This window comes from Corynebacterium sp. HMSC06C06, assembly GCF_001807295.1.
GTDB lineage: Bacteria > Actinomycetota > Actinomycetes > Mycobacteriales > Mycobacteriaceae > Corynebacterium > Corynebacterium striatum.
This window is the reverse complement of sequence record NZ_KV788472.1, coordinates 1-15,340: the sequence shown is the minus strand read 5'-3', so window position 1 is coordinate 15,340 and position 15,340 is coordinate 1. Positions and strand designations below refer to the sequence as shown.

Below are 15,340 nucleotides of genomic sequence, written 5' to 3'. Positions count from 1 at the left end.
CGCTCTTCTCTCCGAGGAATGGTCGGCAGCATTTTCGGCGCTCCCTATCATGCAGAAAGGGTTTGCCCACGTGAGGGACCTCGTTGATACCACTGAAATGTACCTACGTACTATTTATGAGCTTGAGGAAGAAGGCATCACGCCGCTGCGCGCCCGTATCGCTGAGCGTCTCGAGCAGTCAGGTCCTACGGTGTCCCAAACTGTCGCTCGTATGGAACGCGATGGTCTGCTCCGCGTTCGCACTGACCGCAGCCTAGATCTCACTCCCGCAGGTCGCGAACTAGCCACCGCTGTTATGCGCAAGCACCGACTTGCAGAGCGCCTGCTTACTGACGTCCTCGGGCTCGACATCCACAAGGTCCACGACGAGGCCTGCCGCTGGGAACACGTCATGAGTGAAGAAGTGGAAAAACGCGTTGTTGCCGTACTTCCTGATTCCACCCGCTCCCCTTTTGGTAATCCAATCCCAGCTCTTGATCAGCTCGGCTCTGAAGACAGGGATATTCCAAGCGGCACCCGTGCCATCGATCTGCCCAACGGCGAAGAGACTCCCGCAACAATCATGCAGATCAATGAGATTCTGCAGGTAGATACCGAGACCTTCCGCCAAATCTACGAAGCAGGAGTCGTTGTCGGCGCGCCCGTCACCGTCGTGAACAACAATGGCACAGTCACCCTCACCACCGAGTCTGGTGCCACCATCGAACTACTTGATGATCTCGCACACGCAATTCGTATTGAGGTGAAATAAGTGAAGCTTCTAGTCACCGGCGGTGCCGGTTACGTAGGTTCTGTTTGCGCGGCAGTTCTGGTCGAAGAAGGCCACGACGTCACGATCATTGACAATTTCAGCACCGGCAATCGCGAAGCCGTCCCCGCCGGGGCACGCCTTGTTGAAGGTGACGTAGCCGATGTTGTCGAAGAGGTACTTGCCGAAGGTGGTTTTGAAGGCGTAGTCCACTTCGCTGCCCGCTCGTTGGTCGGCGAGTCGGTAGAGATTCCAGCAGACTACTGGGAGCACAACGTAGTCACCTCCCTCAAACTTTTGAACGCCATGCGTGCACACGGCGTAAAGAACCTTGTTTTCTCTTCCACCGCTGCGACCTATGGTGAGCCAAAGCAGGTTCCAATCACGGAGGATATGCCGACTCAGCCTACTAATCCCTACGGTGCATCAAAGCTGTCCATCGACTACATCATCACGTCTTTCGCCAAGGCCTACGGGCTCGGCGCTACCTCGCTGCGTTACTTCAACGTCGCCGGCGCATACGGCTCTATTGGTGAGAACCGTGCCATCGAGACCCATCTCATTCCGCTGGTACTCCAGGTGGCGCTTGGCCACCGCGACAAGATCTTCATGTTCGGCGATGACTACCCCACCGCCGACGGCACCGCGATCAGGGACTACATCCACATCCGCGACCTCGCAGATGCCCACGTTCTGGCGCTGAAAACCAACACCGAAGGCACCCACCGCATCTACAACTTGGGCTCTGGCGACGGTTATTCCGTCAAGGAAGTCATCGAAATGTGCCGCAAGGTCACCGGCCACGAGATCCCCGCGGAGATCGCACCCCGGCGCGCCGGCGACCCAGCCACCCTGGTTGCGTCCTCCGAGAAGATCAAGGCAGAGCTCGGGTGGAACCCCACTCGTACTGACCTAGAGACCATCGTCACCGACGCGTGGAATTTCACCAAGGAACTGGGCGACAAAGCACACTCCGCAAAGCGCGTCTAGCTCAAGCCACCTCCCCAGCGCCTTCAGCGTCGTGCCGCGCCTGCCCGACCATCTGGCGAGCCACGCCGGACGCTGTACGCAATACATCCACCAGTTTCTCCGAAAGCCCGAGGCGGAAGATCTGATGCACCAAACCACCCAGCGAATGTTCTGGCGCTTCCTCGGTTAAGACGTTTAGAGCAGGGCCAGCTAGTTGACCGCGATCAAGCTGCATCTGAGTAATGACATACAGCGCGAGCGCGTTATACCGGATGACGCCCTCAAAGGTGCGGGCAGTGGCAAGGAGGAGCACGCTTGCCTTGTCTGGCTGTTGGCACAACTGCGCGATGACTAGGTCCCTGGACCACGTGGTAGCCATCCAGGTGGCACATGTCTCGAGAGCCTCGACGTCGCCAAGCGTGGCGTCTAAATCGTCGAGACAGCGCAGCTGCCACCATGCATCACCCAGGAAGTCCTCAATGGCAGAGTCCGGGTCATCATCACTCAGCTCTACCTCCGCCCGAAACTGGCGCGCGTGGGCTAAAGCTCGTTTCGCGATCCGCTTAGATTCCTCGCGCGACAGACGAGAATTATCACACGCAAACTTCTGATAGAGCTCTTCCCTACTAAGCTCAGGAATGAGCTCCTTGCCCACGCAATGCTGCATGGTCGGCGCGTCGGTAAGCGCTGGAATCGGCCCCTCCCGCCACTTCTTCATGGGACCATTCCCCTCGTGGTTTACCACCCCGAAGAGAATCTCGTAGCGCGCGCCCGTAACAATCTCAGTGGTGTGCCACGCTGCATCGATATCCATTCCGTGCGTGTGTTTATGCAGCGCATACATCCATTCAGCGAGCGCTTCCACCTCGTCCATGGGGCGTTCAGTGATAAAGAACGCGAACACGCCCTCGGTTTGGGGCGAGACAATGGTCTCCCAAATCTCCGGCAGGGCTTCCTGGGCATCGTCAAAATCGATTCGAGCAACGGGTCCCATTGCCATCCCCTGTGGGCAAGGCTCGAAGGTCATGAATATGACGGAATCCGTGGGATAGAACCCTAGGGCTCCAGGTACGTTGGCAAGGAGATGCCCCGGCGTATTGATGGGTGCAGATGATTTGTGTTGGTTCAAGTAGTTGGTCATGCGCCTAGGGTGCAGGAAGCATGCAACCTACTTCTAGGTTCAATTTGCCCAGTGCCCGAGTTTTGTGGATAACTCACCGCGAGGCCACGCCAATTTCAAAGTTATCCACAGCTATTTGGCGAATTTCTAGCGTAACTTGTCCTTATAGGGCAAGATCAAGAAACCAACCTTTCAGCACAATGCTCATCATTAGGGCTCCTCCTTAGGCTTAGGTTTCCGGCTTCATCATATCTACTGGTGAAAATCCAAAGGAATACTTGCCTGCAAGGTGGTGTTGGAAGCGATAAGTGCACGACAGGTCTGTATTGTCGGGCACAGGTTTAGGAGGTATCGCAAGCATGCATGAAGAACAAAAGCGCATCTACGAATTGGAATATCCGGCCCCAGTGGTCAAGGATTCTTCCAACGCGGACAAGGGTCCGACCATGATCGTTGCAATGCACGGCTATGCAGATGCCGGTCAGGCTGTAGAGGCTTCTGCGGACCACCTGAAGGCCGCACTCGAAAGCCGCCAGTTGGCGTCCTTTAATAGCGATGAGCTCATCGATTACCGTTCTCGTCGCCCAATGGTCACCATCGACAAAGATCGCACGGTAGAAATTGAGCCGACCGACTTAGGGATCAAGGTCCTGCGAGACAATTCCGGAAAGTCTTTTCTGCTGCTGTCTGGTCTTGAGCCGGACCTGCGCTGGGAAGCTTTCACCGACGCCGTTGTGAACATCGCTGAGAAGTTTGATGTGCACAACACCATCGTCCTTTACGCCGCCCCGATGCCTGTGCCGCACACTCGCCCCACGGTCATTACTGCTCACGGCAACTCCCAAGAGCTAACGGGGCGCATGATGAAGATGGAACAGACCATCATGGTTCCAGGCTCCGCTGCCCTTTTCTTGGAAAAGGCGCTGGATAAGAAGGGCCGCAACGTGGCTGGTTACACCGTCTCGGTGCCCCATTACCTGGCTTCTTCGCCGTACCCCCAAGGCACGTTCGCGCTGCTCAACTCGGTATCAAACACCGCTGGCCTGAACCTACCGCTTGGCAGCCTCGAAGCTGACATCGCGCGCGTCAGCCAGCAGCTGGAGGAGCAGGTGATGGACTCCGATGAGATCACGGGCGTCGTCCAGCAGCTCGAGGAGCAGTATGACTACTACCACGAGCGCTACCGCGAGAAGCACCCGAACGCCCTCTTGCCGGGCGAAGAAGGCGTGCCTTCCGGCGACGAGATTGGCGCCGAGTTCCAGGCCTTCCTCGCAGGCTTGGACGAGGATTCTTCGCAGCTCCACGATATTCTCGACAGTGAGATTGATGACCGCGAGGACGCCGCTGAGCGAGCAGCTGAAGAAACATCCAAAGAAGCTGAGCGCCACGAGGACAAGGGCTCCAGTGAACAGAGCCCCGATGACCGCAGGAGCGACTTGGGCGACGATTTCTAGCGCCATCCCAGCAGTGCGACGGGCTTGTCGCCACTCACGCCCTCATCACCTAAGGTGGTGAGGGTGAACCTTTCTCAGATGCTGCCCGATCTTGCCGAAGTCCCAGAATCCCTCGTCGATGAGGCCATCTGGGATACTTTCCTCAGCTGGACCAATCAGCGTGGAATCTCGCTTTATCCCGCACAGGAGGAGGCCTCGCTCGGCATTCTCGCGGGCGACAATGTCATCCTTGCCACGCCAACGGGCTCAGGTAAGTCGATGGTGGCCAACGCCGCGCACTTCATTGCGCTCGCGCGTGGGCAGCGCAGCTTTTATACTGCTCCCATCAAGGCGCTGGTCTCCGAAAAGTTCTTCGCTTTGTGCGAGATCTTTGGCGCGGAGAACGTGGGCATGATGACTGGTGACGCCACCGTCAACGGCAATGCTCCCATCATTGCGGCAACAGCTGAGATTGTGGCGAACATTGCGCTTCGCGACGGCGCTGAAGCCAACATTGATCAAGTGGTCATGGACGAGTTCCATTACTACTCCGAGCCAGACCGCGGTTGGGCCTGGCAGGTCCCGTTGCTCGAGCTGCCCAAGGCGCAGTTCCTGCTGATGTCCGCCACGTTGGGTGATACCAGCTGGCTCGAAAAAGACCTCACCGAGCGCACTGGGCGCGAAACCACCCTCGTGGCCGGCAGCACCCGCCCTGTACCCCTAGATTTTTCCTACGTATTCACTGCCGTTCACGAGACGATCGAAGAGATTCTAAAGTCTGGCAAAGCTCCGGTGTACGTAGTGCACTTCTCCCAACGCGAGGCGTCGGAGCGCGCCCAGGCGCTGACCTCCCTTTCTGGAATCATCACGCCTGAGGAGAAGGAGGCAATAGCCGCGGAACTTTCGAGCTTCCGCTTTACGACGACCTTCGGCCGCGACCTCTCCAAGCTACTGCGCCGTGGCATTGGTGTTCACCACGCAGGCATGCTGCCCAAGTACCGCCGTTTGGTCGAGCGTTTAGCGCAGAAGGGCTTGCTTAAGATTATCTGCGGTACTGATACCTTGGGCGTGGGCATTAACGTCCCTATTCGCACCGTGCTCATGACCGGCTTGGCCAAGTATGACGGTCAGCGCCAGCGCATCCTTAAATCCCGCGAGTTCCACCAGATCGCGGGCCGCGCGGGACGTGCGGGTTACGACACTGAAGGCACTGTCATCGTCGAGGCCCCCGAGCACGAGATCGAGAATGCCAAGGCTCGCCGCCGGCTCAGCAATGACCCGGCGCGCCTAAAGAAGCTGAAGAAAAAGTCGGCGCGTGAGGGTGACGTGACGTGGTCGGAAAAGACCTTTGCGCGTCTTACAGAGGCTGAACCCGAACAACTCACCTCGCAGTTCCGCGTATCCAACTCGATGTTGCTGAATGTGCTGGCCCGTCACGGCAATGGCTACGAGCACATGAAGCACCTTCTGCGCACCAATCACGACACCCGCACGAAGCAGAACCAGGATATTTTGACGGCTCTGGATCTCTTCCGCGGGCTGTTGAACTCAGGTGTGGTGCAAAAGTCCACGAAGGGGCTCGACATCTACGGGCGTCCCTATCACTTGGTCCGCGAGCTACCGCGAGACTTCGCGCTAAACCAGCCTTTGGGGCCATTTGCGCTGGCCGCGCTGAGTCTGCTTGATCCGGAATCGGACACGTATACCTTTGACGTGATTTCGGTGTACGAGGCGATTCTGGATGATCCGCGCCAGGTCCTCATCGCACAACAGAAACAGCGCCGCGGCGAGGAGATTGCAGCGCTCAAGGCAGAGGGCGTGGATTACACCGAGCGCATGGCAATCGTTGAGGAAATCACGTGGCCCAAGCCGCTTGAGGAGCTGTTAGAACAGGCCTATGACACCTTCGCGGAAACAAACGCCTGGGTCAAGGAATTCGAGTTGCGTCCGAAGTCTGTGGTTCGTGACATGCTCGAAAACGCCATGACCTTCTCTGACTTGGTGGCGACCTACGGTTTGGCGCGCTCGGAGGGAGTGATTCTGCGCTATCTGACCGATGCATGGCGCACCTTGAAGCAGTCCGTTCCGGATGAGTACTTCACTGAGGAGCTTTCCGACGTCGTGGTCTGGCTCGGGGAGCTCATCCGCCAGGTTGACTCCTCCCTCGTGGACGAATGGGCTGAGATGGCCGGCGAGGACTCCCCTATCTCGCAGGAAGATCTGGAACGCGAGCTTGCCTTTGGCGTGGAGGACCCAACCGCGCTGACCTCCAACCGGCGTGCGTTTAGCATTATGGTGCGCAACTACATGTTCCGTTTGGTACAGCTATTTGCGTTAGAGAAAGAAGAACGCCTTGCAGAGCTATTGGATTACCTTGAGGAAATCCCCGATTTCGGTGCGGCGCTCGATGACTACTTCGACGAATACGACGACATCGATTCTGGCCCCGCAGCACGTGGCCCTGAGTTCTTCCGTCTTTCGGGCCAGGACACCCGCTTGTGGCAGGTCCGGCAGATCATCAAAGATCCGGAAGGCGACCATGGTTACCAGTTCGTCGCCGTGATTGACCTCGATGCTTCTGATGAGGCCGGCGAAGTGCGACTGTCTAGCTTAATTATCGAACGATAGTATTCCTATGCTTCTAGCATGACGACATCCCACCCCACCCCTGCTATTCGTTCTGACGACCAGTCCGCCGAAGTTTCGGGCAACCCAATTTCCACGGCTGAATCTGTTCCCGATTCGGCGGCGCACTGCTACCGATGCTAGCGATAGTTCTCGCACCAAGGAGCGCCGCTGGATGGGCCGTCGCAGCAGTAACCCTCGTGGCTCTTGTGCTGAGACGGAAAATGACCCGCACGATTGTGCGGGTCATAAATCTCTTAGCGAGGCTTTAAACCAGTCCTAGACTAGCGAGCAGCCTCGATCTGAACGGTCTGAGCAACTGCCTGGATAACACCAGCAATCTTGATGCCCTCCCAGATCTGCTCCTTGGTCAGGCCCTCTTCAGCCAGGGTCTTGGAGTGTGCAACGAGGCAGTGCTCGCAGCCGTTGATTGCGGAGACAACGGTGTTCCACAGCTCGAAGTTGGCCTTCTCGACGCCTGGCTTGGAGATGATGTTCATACGCAGACCGAACTTGACCTGAGCGAAGTCATCGCCGAGCCAGTCCTTAGCGCGGTATGCAACGTTGTTCATAGCCATGACGGTTGCGGCACCGAGAGCAGCCTCAACAGCAGCCTCAGACAGGTGCTCCTTTGCTTCCTCGATGATCTCAGAAAGCACGGTGTCGTTACGAGTTGCAGCGGCTGCTGCGAGGAGGGAACCCCACAGCTGCTCTTCATTGAGCTCGGTGGAACGGGAAAGGGAACCCAGGTTCAGCTTCTGATCCTTGGCGTACTCCGGAAGGGAAGACTTCAGGTTTTCGATAGACATAGTTGCTCCTAAAAATTGTTTTCGATTGCGATGCTTAAAACGAAACCCCACCGCGCTCTCGCGAGGCAGGGCTCAAAAAGACTTAGAGTGCAGACTGAACGACGTCGAGCTTGTTGATGTTCTTGGTCGGGTCGTTTGCCTCCCAGTTGCAGGCGCAAACTTCTTCGGACTGCAGTGCGTCGAGGACGCGGAGAACCTCGTCAACGTTACGGCCAACAGCGTCCGGAGTAACGGAAACGAACTGGATGATGCCGTCCGGGTCGATGATGAAGGTTGCACGGTCTGCAACGCCAGCAGCATTCTCAACGCCGAGGGCGCGGATCAGGTCGTGGCGAATGTCAGAGAACATCGGGAAAGGAATTTCCTTCAGCTCTGGGTGAGTTGCACGCCAGTTGAAGTGAGCGAACTCGTTGTCAGTGGAGCCACCGAGAATCTGAGTGTCGCGATCCTGGAACTCTTCATCCAGCTTGCCGAAGGCTGCGATCTCGGTTGGGCAAACGAAGGTGAAGTCCTTCGGGTAGAAGAACACGACCTTCCACTTGCCCTGGTACTTATCGAGGGAAACCTGCTCGAAGTAATCCTCCGGCTGGTTTGCGTTGACGTCGTGGAGGTCACCGCCCTTAAGTGCAGTGAGGTCGAACTCTGGGAACTTCTCGCCAACGGTCAAGATAGGCATGGAAACTGACATCTCCTTATAGGTGAAGTGCTAATACGTCAATAAAAGTAGTGGATTTTATCCCACTGCCAGGGCTTTTGCCCAACACCGTCAAGTATGCCAATTAATTCTTCCGGTGTCAATAGGAAATCCTATTTATAAATGTTAGAGTTATAGGCATGCACAATAAAGAGTATCGCCCTACACTCGCCCAGCTGCGTACCTTCGTCACCATTGCGGAAAACAAGCACTTTGGCACCGCCGCAACCAAGCTTGAAATCTCTCAGCCTTCCCTTTCCCAAGCATTAGTCGCACTCGAACAAGGCCTTGGAGTGCAGCTCATTGAGCGCTCCACGCGCAAAGTCATCGTCACCGCCACGGGAGAAAAGCTTCTCCCCTACGCCAAGGCAACCTTGGAAGCCGCTGACGCTTTTCTCGCCCATGCACGGGGCGCACACGGTACGTTAACCGGCCCCCTCACCATTGGCGTTATCCCCACGATTGCGCCATATATTCTCCCCGCGCTTTTGGGCGAGATTTTGGAAATGTATCCGGGCTTGGAGCCCCGATTCGTGGAGGAACAGACGGACCACCTTCTCGAAAAACTACGCGATGGGCAGCTTGATCTAGCCATCATTGCGCTGCCTTCCGAAGCTGCCGGCATGGTTGATGTTTCCTTGTATTCCGAGAACTTCGTTGTCGTTACCGATCCCGAGCACCCACTGGCTGGCCGTGATGATCTCAAGCTGAGCAATCTTGACCATCTCAACCTGCTCCTCCTCGATGACGGCCACTGTCTGCGTGACCAAGTCCTCGACCTGTGCCGGAAAGCTCGCGTCAACCCGTCAGAAGCTACCAATTCGGTCACTCGAGCTTCTTCATTAACCACGATCCTACAACTGGTCATGGGTGGCCTAGGCGCCACGCTGGTCCCAGAGTCTGCTATTGCAACAGACTGCATCAACCCTCGCCTCGAGGTCGCACACTTCGATTCTTCGGTCACTGCAGAACGCAACGTTGGCCTCGTATTCCGCAACTCTGCCGCACGTGCTGACGAGTTTCGCGAGTTCGGAAACCTAGTCACCAAAGCTTTCGAAGATGCGCTGAAACGCTCCCGGTCCGTCGAAAACCCAGCTAAGTAGAGGCCAGGCGATCGCAAATCCCCGGCTGCACGGTTCATCAAAGAACGTGCAACCGGGGAGTTTGTTCTGACTTCTGGGAGAAGCGATTAGCTAATATGCTTAGGCGCTTTCGGGCGCATAACGGTTCGCACACTGGCGCATGATGTGCGCTTGGGCCAGCATGCTTACCGGCATAATGACCAGCATGCCCAATCCCAGCGTCAAGATAGTGGCGAGAGCCAAGAGAAGCATCAAGAAGCTGAACAGAAGCAGCTGACCGTAGTTAGCCTTGCCGGCCGCAAAGCCCTTCTTGAAAGCATCACCAATAGACTCACCGTCAGCGGCAAACCACTGCATAAGAACGTACAACGGCTGAATCAACCAGCTAATCAACATGGCTACAGCCACGAATCCCAGGATCGTAGACACAGCCTTCATGGCGTCACCATCTGATTCAATATCGCCGTTGAACAGTGCAGCTTCGATATCGCCGTTGAACAGTGCAACGAAGGTTGCACCGCCAAAGATAAGCAAACTAATGAGCATCAGGCCGCCAATAACAATGTTGACCACCAAGCCAACCACAAACGGCTGTACCCAGCGCACGTTTTTACCCACGTATCCCCACGACGTAGCGGGATCATCAATCTGGTAGAACGCCAATCGCATCACTAACAGGCTAACGATGAGGCTGAACAGTGATGACAAAATGTTCACAGCCATGCTGGACAGGCTGCCAGCTGCAGTTGCTTCCTCGGAACCGCCAGACAATCCACCGGAGATTGCTGCACCGATAAAGGACAGCACCAGGGTGACAGCAATTACCGCAAAGGCACCAAGAATCCATAGTTGCCAATTGGCAAAGGTTGCACGGAATCCCCAGCCGATGGCTTTTGTTGCGGAGACGGGGCCGGTGTAGGCAGGTGCGGCATGGTTGCGTCCCGAAAGATTTCCTGCACCATAGGAGCCATACGAGCCATAAGCATTGCCGTTTGCTGTACCTGCATAACCAGGCTCGGAAGATTGCGCGCCGTAGCTACCGTAGGAAGGCAGCCCATAATCGGGGCGGTCTTCTGGGTGATTAGTGGGTTCGTAGCGAGGCAAGTCGTTATTCCCGGTGGGGTTGTTGAACTTATCGTCACCGCTCGAACCATCTGCACCGAATGGGTTGGACACTGTGGCTTCCTCCTTGATTCCGGTTAATCAAAATCACTCGACTAAACTTTCGTAACAATCAGTATTAGCTTATCAACGTTTTCATGCCTCACGCTGGACGGGTAGAATTTCCCACCAGCTATGACAAATCTTTCACAATCCTCATCCCCGACCCGCGACGAGCTTTTTGCAGCTCTCGATGAGGTTTCTTTAAAGGACGCACGCGCTTTCCGACGCCGCCTGCGCAAGGCACGCTCCCCCCAAGCACTCACCGCAATCGGGGACGATATCCAACAAGCCCGCGAACGCGTCGCGCTAATCGACGCCGCCGTCCCCGCCATTTCCTACCCCGAGGCACTGCCGGTTTCGGCACGCAAAGACGATATTGCCGACGCAATCCGCGATAACCAAGTGGTCATCATCGCGGGTGAGACTGGTTCTGGCAAGACAACACAGATTCCAAAGATCTGTCTTGACCTAGGCCGGGGGCGTCGCGGGCTCATTGGGCATACCCAGCCCCGCCGTCTTGCGGCCCGTACCGTGGCAGAGCGCATCGCAGATGAGCTGGAGCAGAAGATCGGCGAATCCGTAGGCTATGCCATCCGCTTCGACGACCGGGTTTCAAATACGACCGCGATCAAGCTGATGACGGACGGTATCTTGCTGGCAGAGATGCAACGTGACCGCTTCCTCAATGCCTACGACACCATCATCATTGACGAGGCCCACGAGCGTTCCCTCAACATCGACTTCCTTCTGGGCTATCTCAAACGCCTCTTGCCGAAGCGCCCCGATCTCAAGGTCATCATCACCTCTGCAACCATCGACCCAGAGCGCTTCGCCACCCACTTCGCAGATGCCGAAGGCAACCCAGCGCCGATTATTGAAGTATCCGGTCGCACCTATCCGGTAGAAATTCGCTATCGTCCCCTTGAATTCGAAGCGGCAGGCAAAGTCGTCGATCAAGACCCTATCGACGGACTCTGCGAGGCAATCGAAGAGCTCATGGCCGAGGGAGAGGGAGATATTCTCTGCTTCTTCCCCGGCGAGCGTGACATTCGCGACGCCATGGAGGCAATCGAGGCCCGCAAGTGGAGCGGCGTTGAGGTCACTCCCCTGTTTGGACGCCTTTCCAACGAAGAGCAGCACCGCGTGTTCTCTGAACACCGTAGCCGCCGCATCGTCCTGTCCACCAACCTTGCCGAGACCTCTCTGACCGTTCCCGGAATTCGCTATGTCGTTGACACAGGTACGGCACGCATTTCTCGCTACTCCACCCGCACCAAAGTCCAGCGTCTGCCCATCGAACCGATTTCGCAGGCAAGCGCCAACCAGCGCTCAGGACGCTGTGGCCGTGTTGCGGACGGCATCGCGATTCGCTTGTACTCCGAGCAGGACTTCCTCTCCCGCCCTGAGTTCACCGATCCAGAAATCCTGCGCACCAACCTCGCCAGCGTCATCTTGCAGATGATCTCCTTGCGCTTGGGAGACATCTCGGAGTTTCCATTCGTCCAGCCGCCAGAGCAAAAGGCCGTGCGCGATGGCCTCTTGCTCCTCCACGAGCTTGGCGCTCTGAGCCCGCAAGAAGAAAAGGACGGGCTTCCGGTACTGACTAGCGTCGGCCGTGACCTCTCGCGAATCCCAGTCGACCCGCGCATGGCGCGTATGCTCGTCGAGGCACACCGCTCCGGCTGCCTCGCGGACGTCATGGTCATCGTTGCCGCCATGACAATTCAAGACGTCCGCGAACGCCCGCTCGAGTTCCAGGCCCAAGCAGATCAAGCGCATGCGCGCTTTAAAGACAAGTCTTCAGACTTCTTGGCCATGCTTAATCTCTGGGACTTCGTGCAGGATGCCCGCAATGAGCTGAGCGGCAATGCCTTCCGCAAGCGTATGAAGAAGGACTTCCTCCACTACATGCGTATCCGCGAGTGGTTTGACTTGGTGCGCCAATTACGCGACGTCGCCAAGCAGCTCGGGTGGAACCATGAGGAGGCCACCGAACGCCGGCCCGATGACATTCATATGTCGCTGCTGTCCGGGCTCTTGTCCAACATTGGTGCCCGCGATGGCAACTCCAAGGAATTCCATGGCGCCCGCAACACCCGCTTCCTTGTGTTTCCAGGTTCTGCACTGGCCAAGAAGCCCCCGGAGTTTCTCATGGCAGCAGAACTCGTGGAGACCTCCCGCCTATGGGCACGCGACGTCGCCGCGATCGACCCTGCCTGGGTGGAAAAGCTCGGCGCCAACCTGCTCAAGCACAATTATTCGGATCCGACGTGGTCACGCAAGCGCGCGGCCGCTGTAGCAACGCAGCGTTCGACGCTCTATGGCGTGCCCATCGTCACCGACCGCACGGTGCCCTATCATCGCGTCGACCCCGTAGCAGCACGCGATATGTTTATCCGCAACGCTCTCATTGAAGGCGAGTGGAACACTCATCACCACTTCTTCCACGACAATGTGAAAAAGCTTGAGGAAGCGGCACAGTATGAGGACAAAGCACGACGCCGCGGACTCGTGGTGGACGAGGATACTCTCTTCGACTTCTATGACCAACGCATTCCAGCAAAGGTTACTACTGGACGTCATTTTGACTCTTGGTGGAAGAAGCAGCGGCACCAATCTCCAGATCTGCTGGACTTCGATCCAGACAAGCTCATTGAGGACACCCATGACGTCACCGAGGAGGCATTCCCGGATCGCTGGCTGAAAGGCTCTATCGATTACGACTTGACCTACAAGTTTGAGCCAGGTGACCCACTCGACGGCGTGACGCTGATGGTCCCAGTACCGCTGCTTGCGGGTCTGGATACTGAAGGCTTCGATTGGCTGGTTCCGGGCCTGCGCCTTGAGCTGGTGACGGAACTTATCCGTTCCTTGCCAAAGGCGATTCGCCGCACGGTGGTCCCGGCGCCTGAGTTCGCGGAGCGGGCGCTGCCGCGGCTTATCCCATATGAGGGATCGATTACGCAGCAGCTTGCCGACGTGCTCCGTGAGCTCGGTGGCCAGGGCATCGACGCCACAGATTTCAAGGCTTCCGCCCTGCCGGCACACCTGCGGATGAACTACGCTGCCGTGGATAAGCGCGGCAAGATCATTGATTCTGACAGGGACCTAGCCGCATTGGTCCGCCGCCAGGCCGGGCACATCAAGTCCTCGGTCTCCCGCGTGGGACGAAAGTCTGAGTCGAAGGCAGTGAAGGAATGGACCACGGATACGTTGGGCACCATTGATGAGGAAGTAACGACCGTGGTTGATGGCCACGAAGTCACCGCATATCCGGCACTCGTGGCCTCTGCTGAGGGTGTCTCTTTGAAGGTTCACCCGACTAAGGCTGCGGCAGATGCGGCGATGATGACCACGACGTTGACGTTGCTCATGCGGGAGATTTCGGTCAACCACCAGCAGATGGTTAAGGGGCTACCCTTGCAGCAGCGCGTAGCGGTGGACGCCTATCCTCACGGTAGCGCTGAAGGATTGGTCAACGATGCTCGAGTGGCGGCGATCCGCGATCTCATGCTGGAGGAAGGCGGCCCGCAGCGCTCCCCGGAGGGATTCCGCACGCTTCTCGACGCCATCAAGCCGAAGGTTGCCGGCCGGGTTCGGCAGTCGGTAGTGGCAATTGCACCGGGACTTGCGGAGTACTCAAACCTGCGCGCTGAACTCGCGCACTGGGATGGCCCTACCATTGACGACATGAAGGCACAGATGGAGTTCCTGCTGCCGAAGAACGCCATCACCATCCATGGCATGACGCACCTGCGTCATCTTCCCCGCTACATGCAGGCGATCCGAATCCGTTTGGAGGAGATGTCCCTCGACCCGGACAAGGACGCTGACCGTCAAGCAGAGGTCGAGGAGGCCAAGGCCTATCTGGCCAACCGCTTGCGGACTCTCCCAGCCGGGCGCGCAAAGACGCGGGAGGTCAAGGACATCTATTGGATGGTGGAAGAGCTGCGGGTTTCGCTCTTCGCGCAACGCCTCGGCACGGCGCACCCAGTGTCGCTGCGCCGTATCCAAAAAGCAGTAGACAAGCTGCGCTAAATCACATAGCCAAGGGCTTAAAAGCTATCGCGGTCGCGGCGACGCATGAGTCGGATCTCTGATTCAAAGTCGTCCGCGCTCTCAAAGGATTTATAGACCGATGCGAAGCGCAGGTACGCAACCTCATCCAAGTCACGTAGTGGCTCGAGAATAGCGAGACCGATGTCATTGGCATTGACCTGGGAGGAACCGTGGCTACGCACGGTCTCCTCTACTTCTTGGGCAAGCTTCTTCAGCGCGTCATCCGTTACGTCACGGCCTTGGCATGCGCGACGCACACCGCGAATCAGCTTGTCCCTGCTGAAAGGCTCAGCCAAGCCATTTCGCTTGACGACCAACAAGACAGCTTTCTCGACTGTGGTAAAGCGGCCTTTGCATGAGGCACATTCACGGCGGCGCCGGATTGCTGTTCCTGCATCAACCACACGAGAGTCAATGACTCGTGACTGTTCATTATGGCAAAACGGGCAATACACCGTGCGGTTCCTTCCTCTTCCACGTCATCCGCCACTCACATGTGAGAGGCGGGCGTTGAGACCGCATTTAGTGTACTGCCCGATTCCCGCACGATGCCATTTATGCTCATCTGCTGGGCCCGACACCTAGGCCCAGCAAAGGCTTTACATGTTATGTCCATGGGCTTTTTGGACACGGAGTC

At 57.1% G+C, this 15,340-nt stretch carries 11 protein-coding genes; 6 read left to right on the top strand and 5 right to left on the bottom strand.

The window, feature by feature from the left end; translation table 11 throughout:
- Positions 1-70: 70 nt before the first annotated feature.
- Together HMPREF3153_RS02240 and galE are read left to right on the top strand one after the other, a co-directional pair.
- Complete coding sequence (locus HMPREF3153_RS02240) at positions 71-751, top strand: metal-dependent transcriptional regulator (RefSeq protein WP_070419934.1); 681 nt, start codon at positions 71-73, stop codon at positions 749-751.
- Entirely contained in the window at positions 752-1,738 is a 987-nt protein-coding gene (gene galE / locus HMPREF3153_RS02235) for a UDP-glucose 4-epimerase GalE (protein ID WP_070419901.1), read from the top strand.
- A 1-nt stretch (position 1,739) separates the two neighbouring features.
- On the opposite strand, the gene HMPREF3153_RS02230 is transcribed toward galE, so the two are convergent.
- Entirely contained in the window at positions 1,740-2,858 is a 1,119-nt protein-coding gene (locus HMPREF3153_RS02230) for a DUF4192 domain-containing protein (protein ID WP_070419900.1), read from the bottom strand.
- A 338-nt stretch (positions 2,859-3,196) separates the two neighbouring features.
- Here HMPREF3153_RS02230 and HMPREF3153_RS02225 point away from each other — a divergent pair, with 338 nt between their 5' ends.
- Positions 3,197-4,291: a PAC2 family protein gene (locus tag HMPREF3153_RS02225; protein ID WP_070419899.1), complete on the top strand. Its 1,095-nt coding sequence runs from the start codon at positions 3,197-3,199 to the stop codon at positions 4,289-4,291.
- 63 nt (positions 4,292-4,354) lie between these two features.
- Positions 4,355-6,898, top strand: a complete 2,544-nt coding sequence (locus HMPREF3153_RS02220; RefSeq protein ID WP_070419898.1) for a DEAD/DEAH box helicase — start codon at positions 4,355-4,357, stop codon at positions 6,896-6,898.
- Positions 6,899-7,179: 281 nt separating this feature from the next.
- Here the strand turns inward: HMPREF3153_RS02220 and HMPREF3153_RS02215 are convergent, their stop codons facing one another.
- Positions 7,180-7,704, bottom strand: coding sequence for an alkylhydroperoxidase, AhpD family (locus HMPREF3153_RS02215; RefSeq protein ID WP_070419897.1), 525 nt, complete (start codon positions 7,702-7,704; stop codon positions 7,180-7,182).
- Positions 7,705-7,786: 82 nt separating this feature from the next.
- Positions 7,787-8,380: a peroxiredoxin gene (locus tag HMPREF3153_RS02210; RefSeq protein ID WP_005529057.1), complete on the bottom strand. Its 594-nt coding sequence runs from the start codon at positions 8,378-8,380 to the stop codon at positions 7,787-7,789.
- A 158-nt stretch (positions 8,381-8,538) separates the two neighbouring features.
- Between HMPREF3153_RS02210 and HMPREF3153_RS02205 the strand changes: the two genes are divergently transcribed.
- Positions 8,539-9,501 carry a hydrogen peroxide-inducible genes activator gene (locus tag HMPREF3153_RS02205; RefSeq protein WP_070419896.1) on the top strand — a complete coding sequence of 321 codons (963 nt, stop codon included), beginning with the start codon at positions 8,539-8,541 and terminating at the stop codon, positions 9,499-9,501.
- A 99-nt stretch (positions 9,502-9,600) separates the two neighbouring features.
- Here HMPREF3153_RS02205 and HMPREF3153_RS02200 read toward each other — a convergent pair whose 3' ends face one another.
- Positions 9,601-10,656 carry a hypothetical protein gene (locus HMPREF3153_RS02200; protein WP_070419895.1) on the bottom strand — a complete coding sequence of 352 codons (1,056 nt, stop codon included), beginning with the start codon at positions 10,654-10,656 and terminating at the stop codon, positions 9,601-9,603.
- Positions 10,657-10,776: 120 nt separating this feature from the next.
- Between HMPREF3153_RS02200 and hrpA the strand changes: the two genes are divergently transcribed.
- Positions 10,777-14,682 carry an ATP-dependent RNA helicase HrpA gene (gene hrpA, locus HMPREF3153_RS02195; RefSeq protein ID WP_070419894.1) on the top strand — a complete coding sequence of 1,302 codons (3,906 nt, stop codon included), beginning with the start codon at positions 10,777-10,779 and terminating at the stop codon, positions 14,680-14,682.
- A gap of 17 nt (positions 14,683-14,699) precedes the next feature.
- On the opposite strand, the gene nrdR is transcribed toward hrpA, so the two are convergent.
- Positions 14,700-15,158 carry a transcriptional regulator NrdR gene (gene nrdR, locus HMPREF3153_RS02190; protein WP_034656841.1) on the bottom strand — a complete coding sequence of 153 codons (459 nt, stop codon included), beginning with the start codon at positions 15,156-15,158 and terminating at the stop codon, positions 14,700-14,702.
- Positions 15,159-15,340: the final 182 nt, after the last annotated feature.

What these genes read in the sequence shown, in the direction of transcription:
- HMPREF3153_RS02205 (WP_070419896.1), top strand. Translation starts at nt 8,539, where the DNA reads ATGCACAATAAAGAGTATCGCCCTACACTCGCCCAGCTGCGTACCTTC.
- HMPREF3153_RS02225 (WP_070419899.1), top strand. Translation starts at nt 3,197, where the DNA reads ATGCATGAAGAACAAAAGCGCATCTACGAATTGGAATATCCGGCCCCA.
- HMPREF3153_RS02215 (WP_070419897.1), bottom strand. Translation starts at nt 7,704, where the DNA reads ATGTCTATCGAAAACCTGAAGTCTTCCCTTCCGGAGTACGCCAAGGAT.
- hrpA (WP_070419894.1), top strand. Translation starts at nt 10,777, where the DNA reads ATGACAAATCTTTCACAATCCTCATCCCCGACCCGCGACGAGCTTTTT.
- HMPREF3153_RS02230 (WP_070419900.1), bottom strand. Translation starts at nt 2,858, where the DNA reads ATGACCAACTACTTGAACCAACACAAATCATCTGCACCCATCAATACG.
- HMPREF3153_RS02210 (WP_005529057.1), bottom strand. Translation starts at nt 8,380, where the DNA reads ATGCCTATCTTGACCGTTGGCGAGAAGTTCCCAGAGTTCGACCTCACT.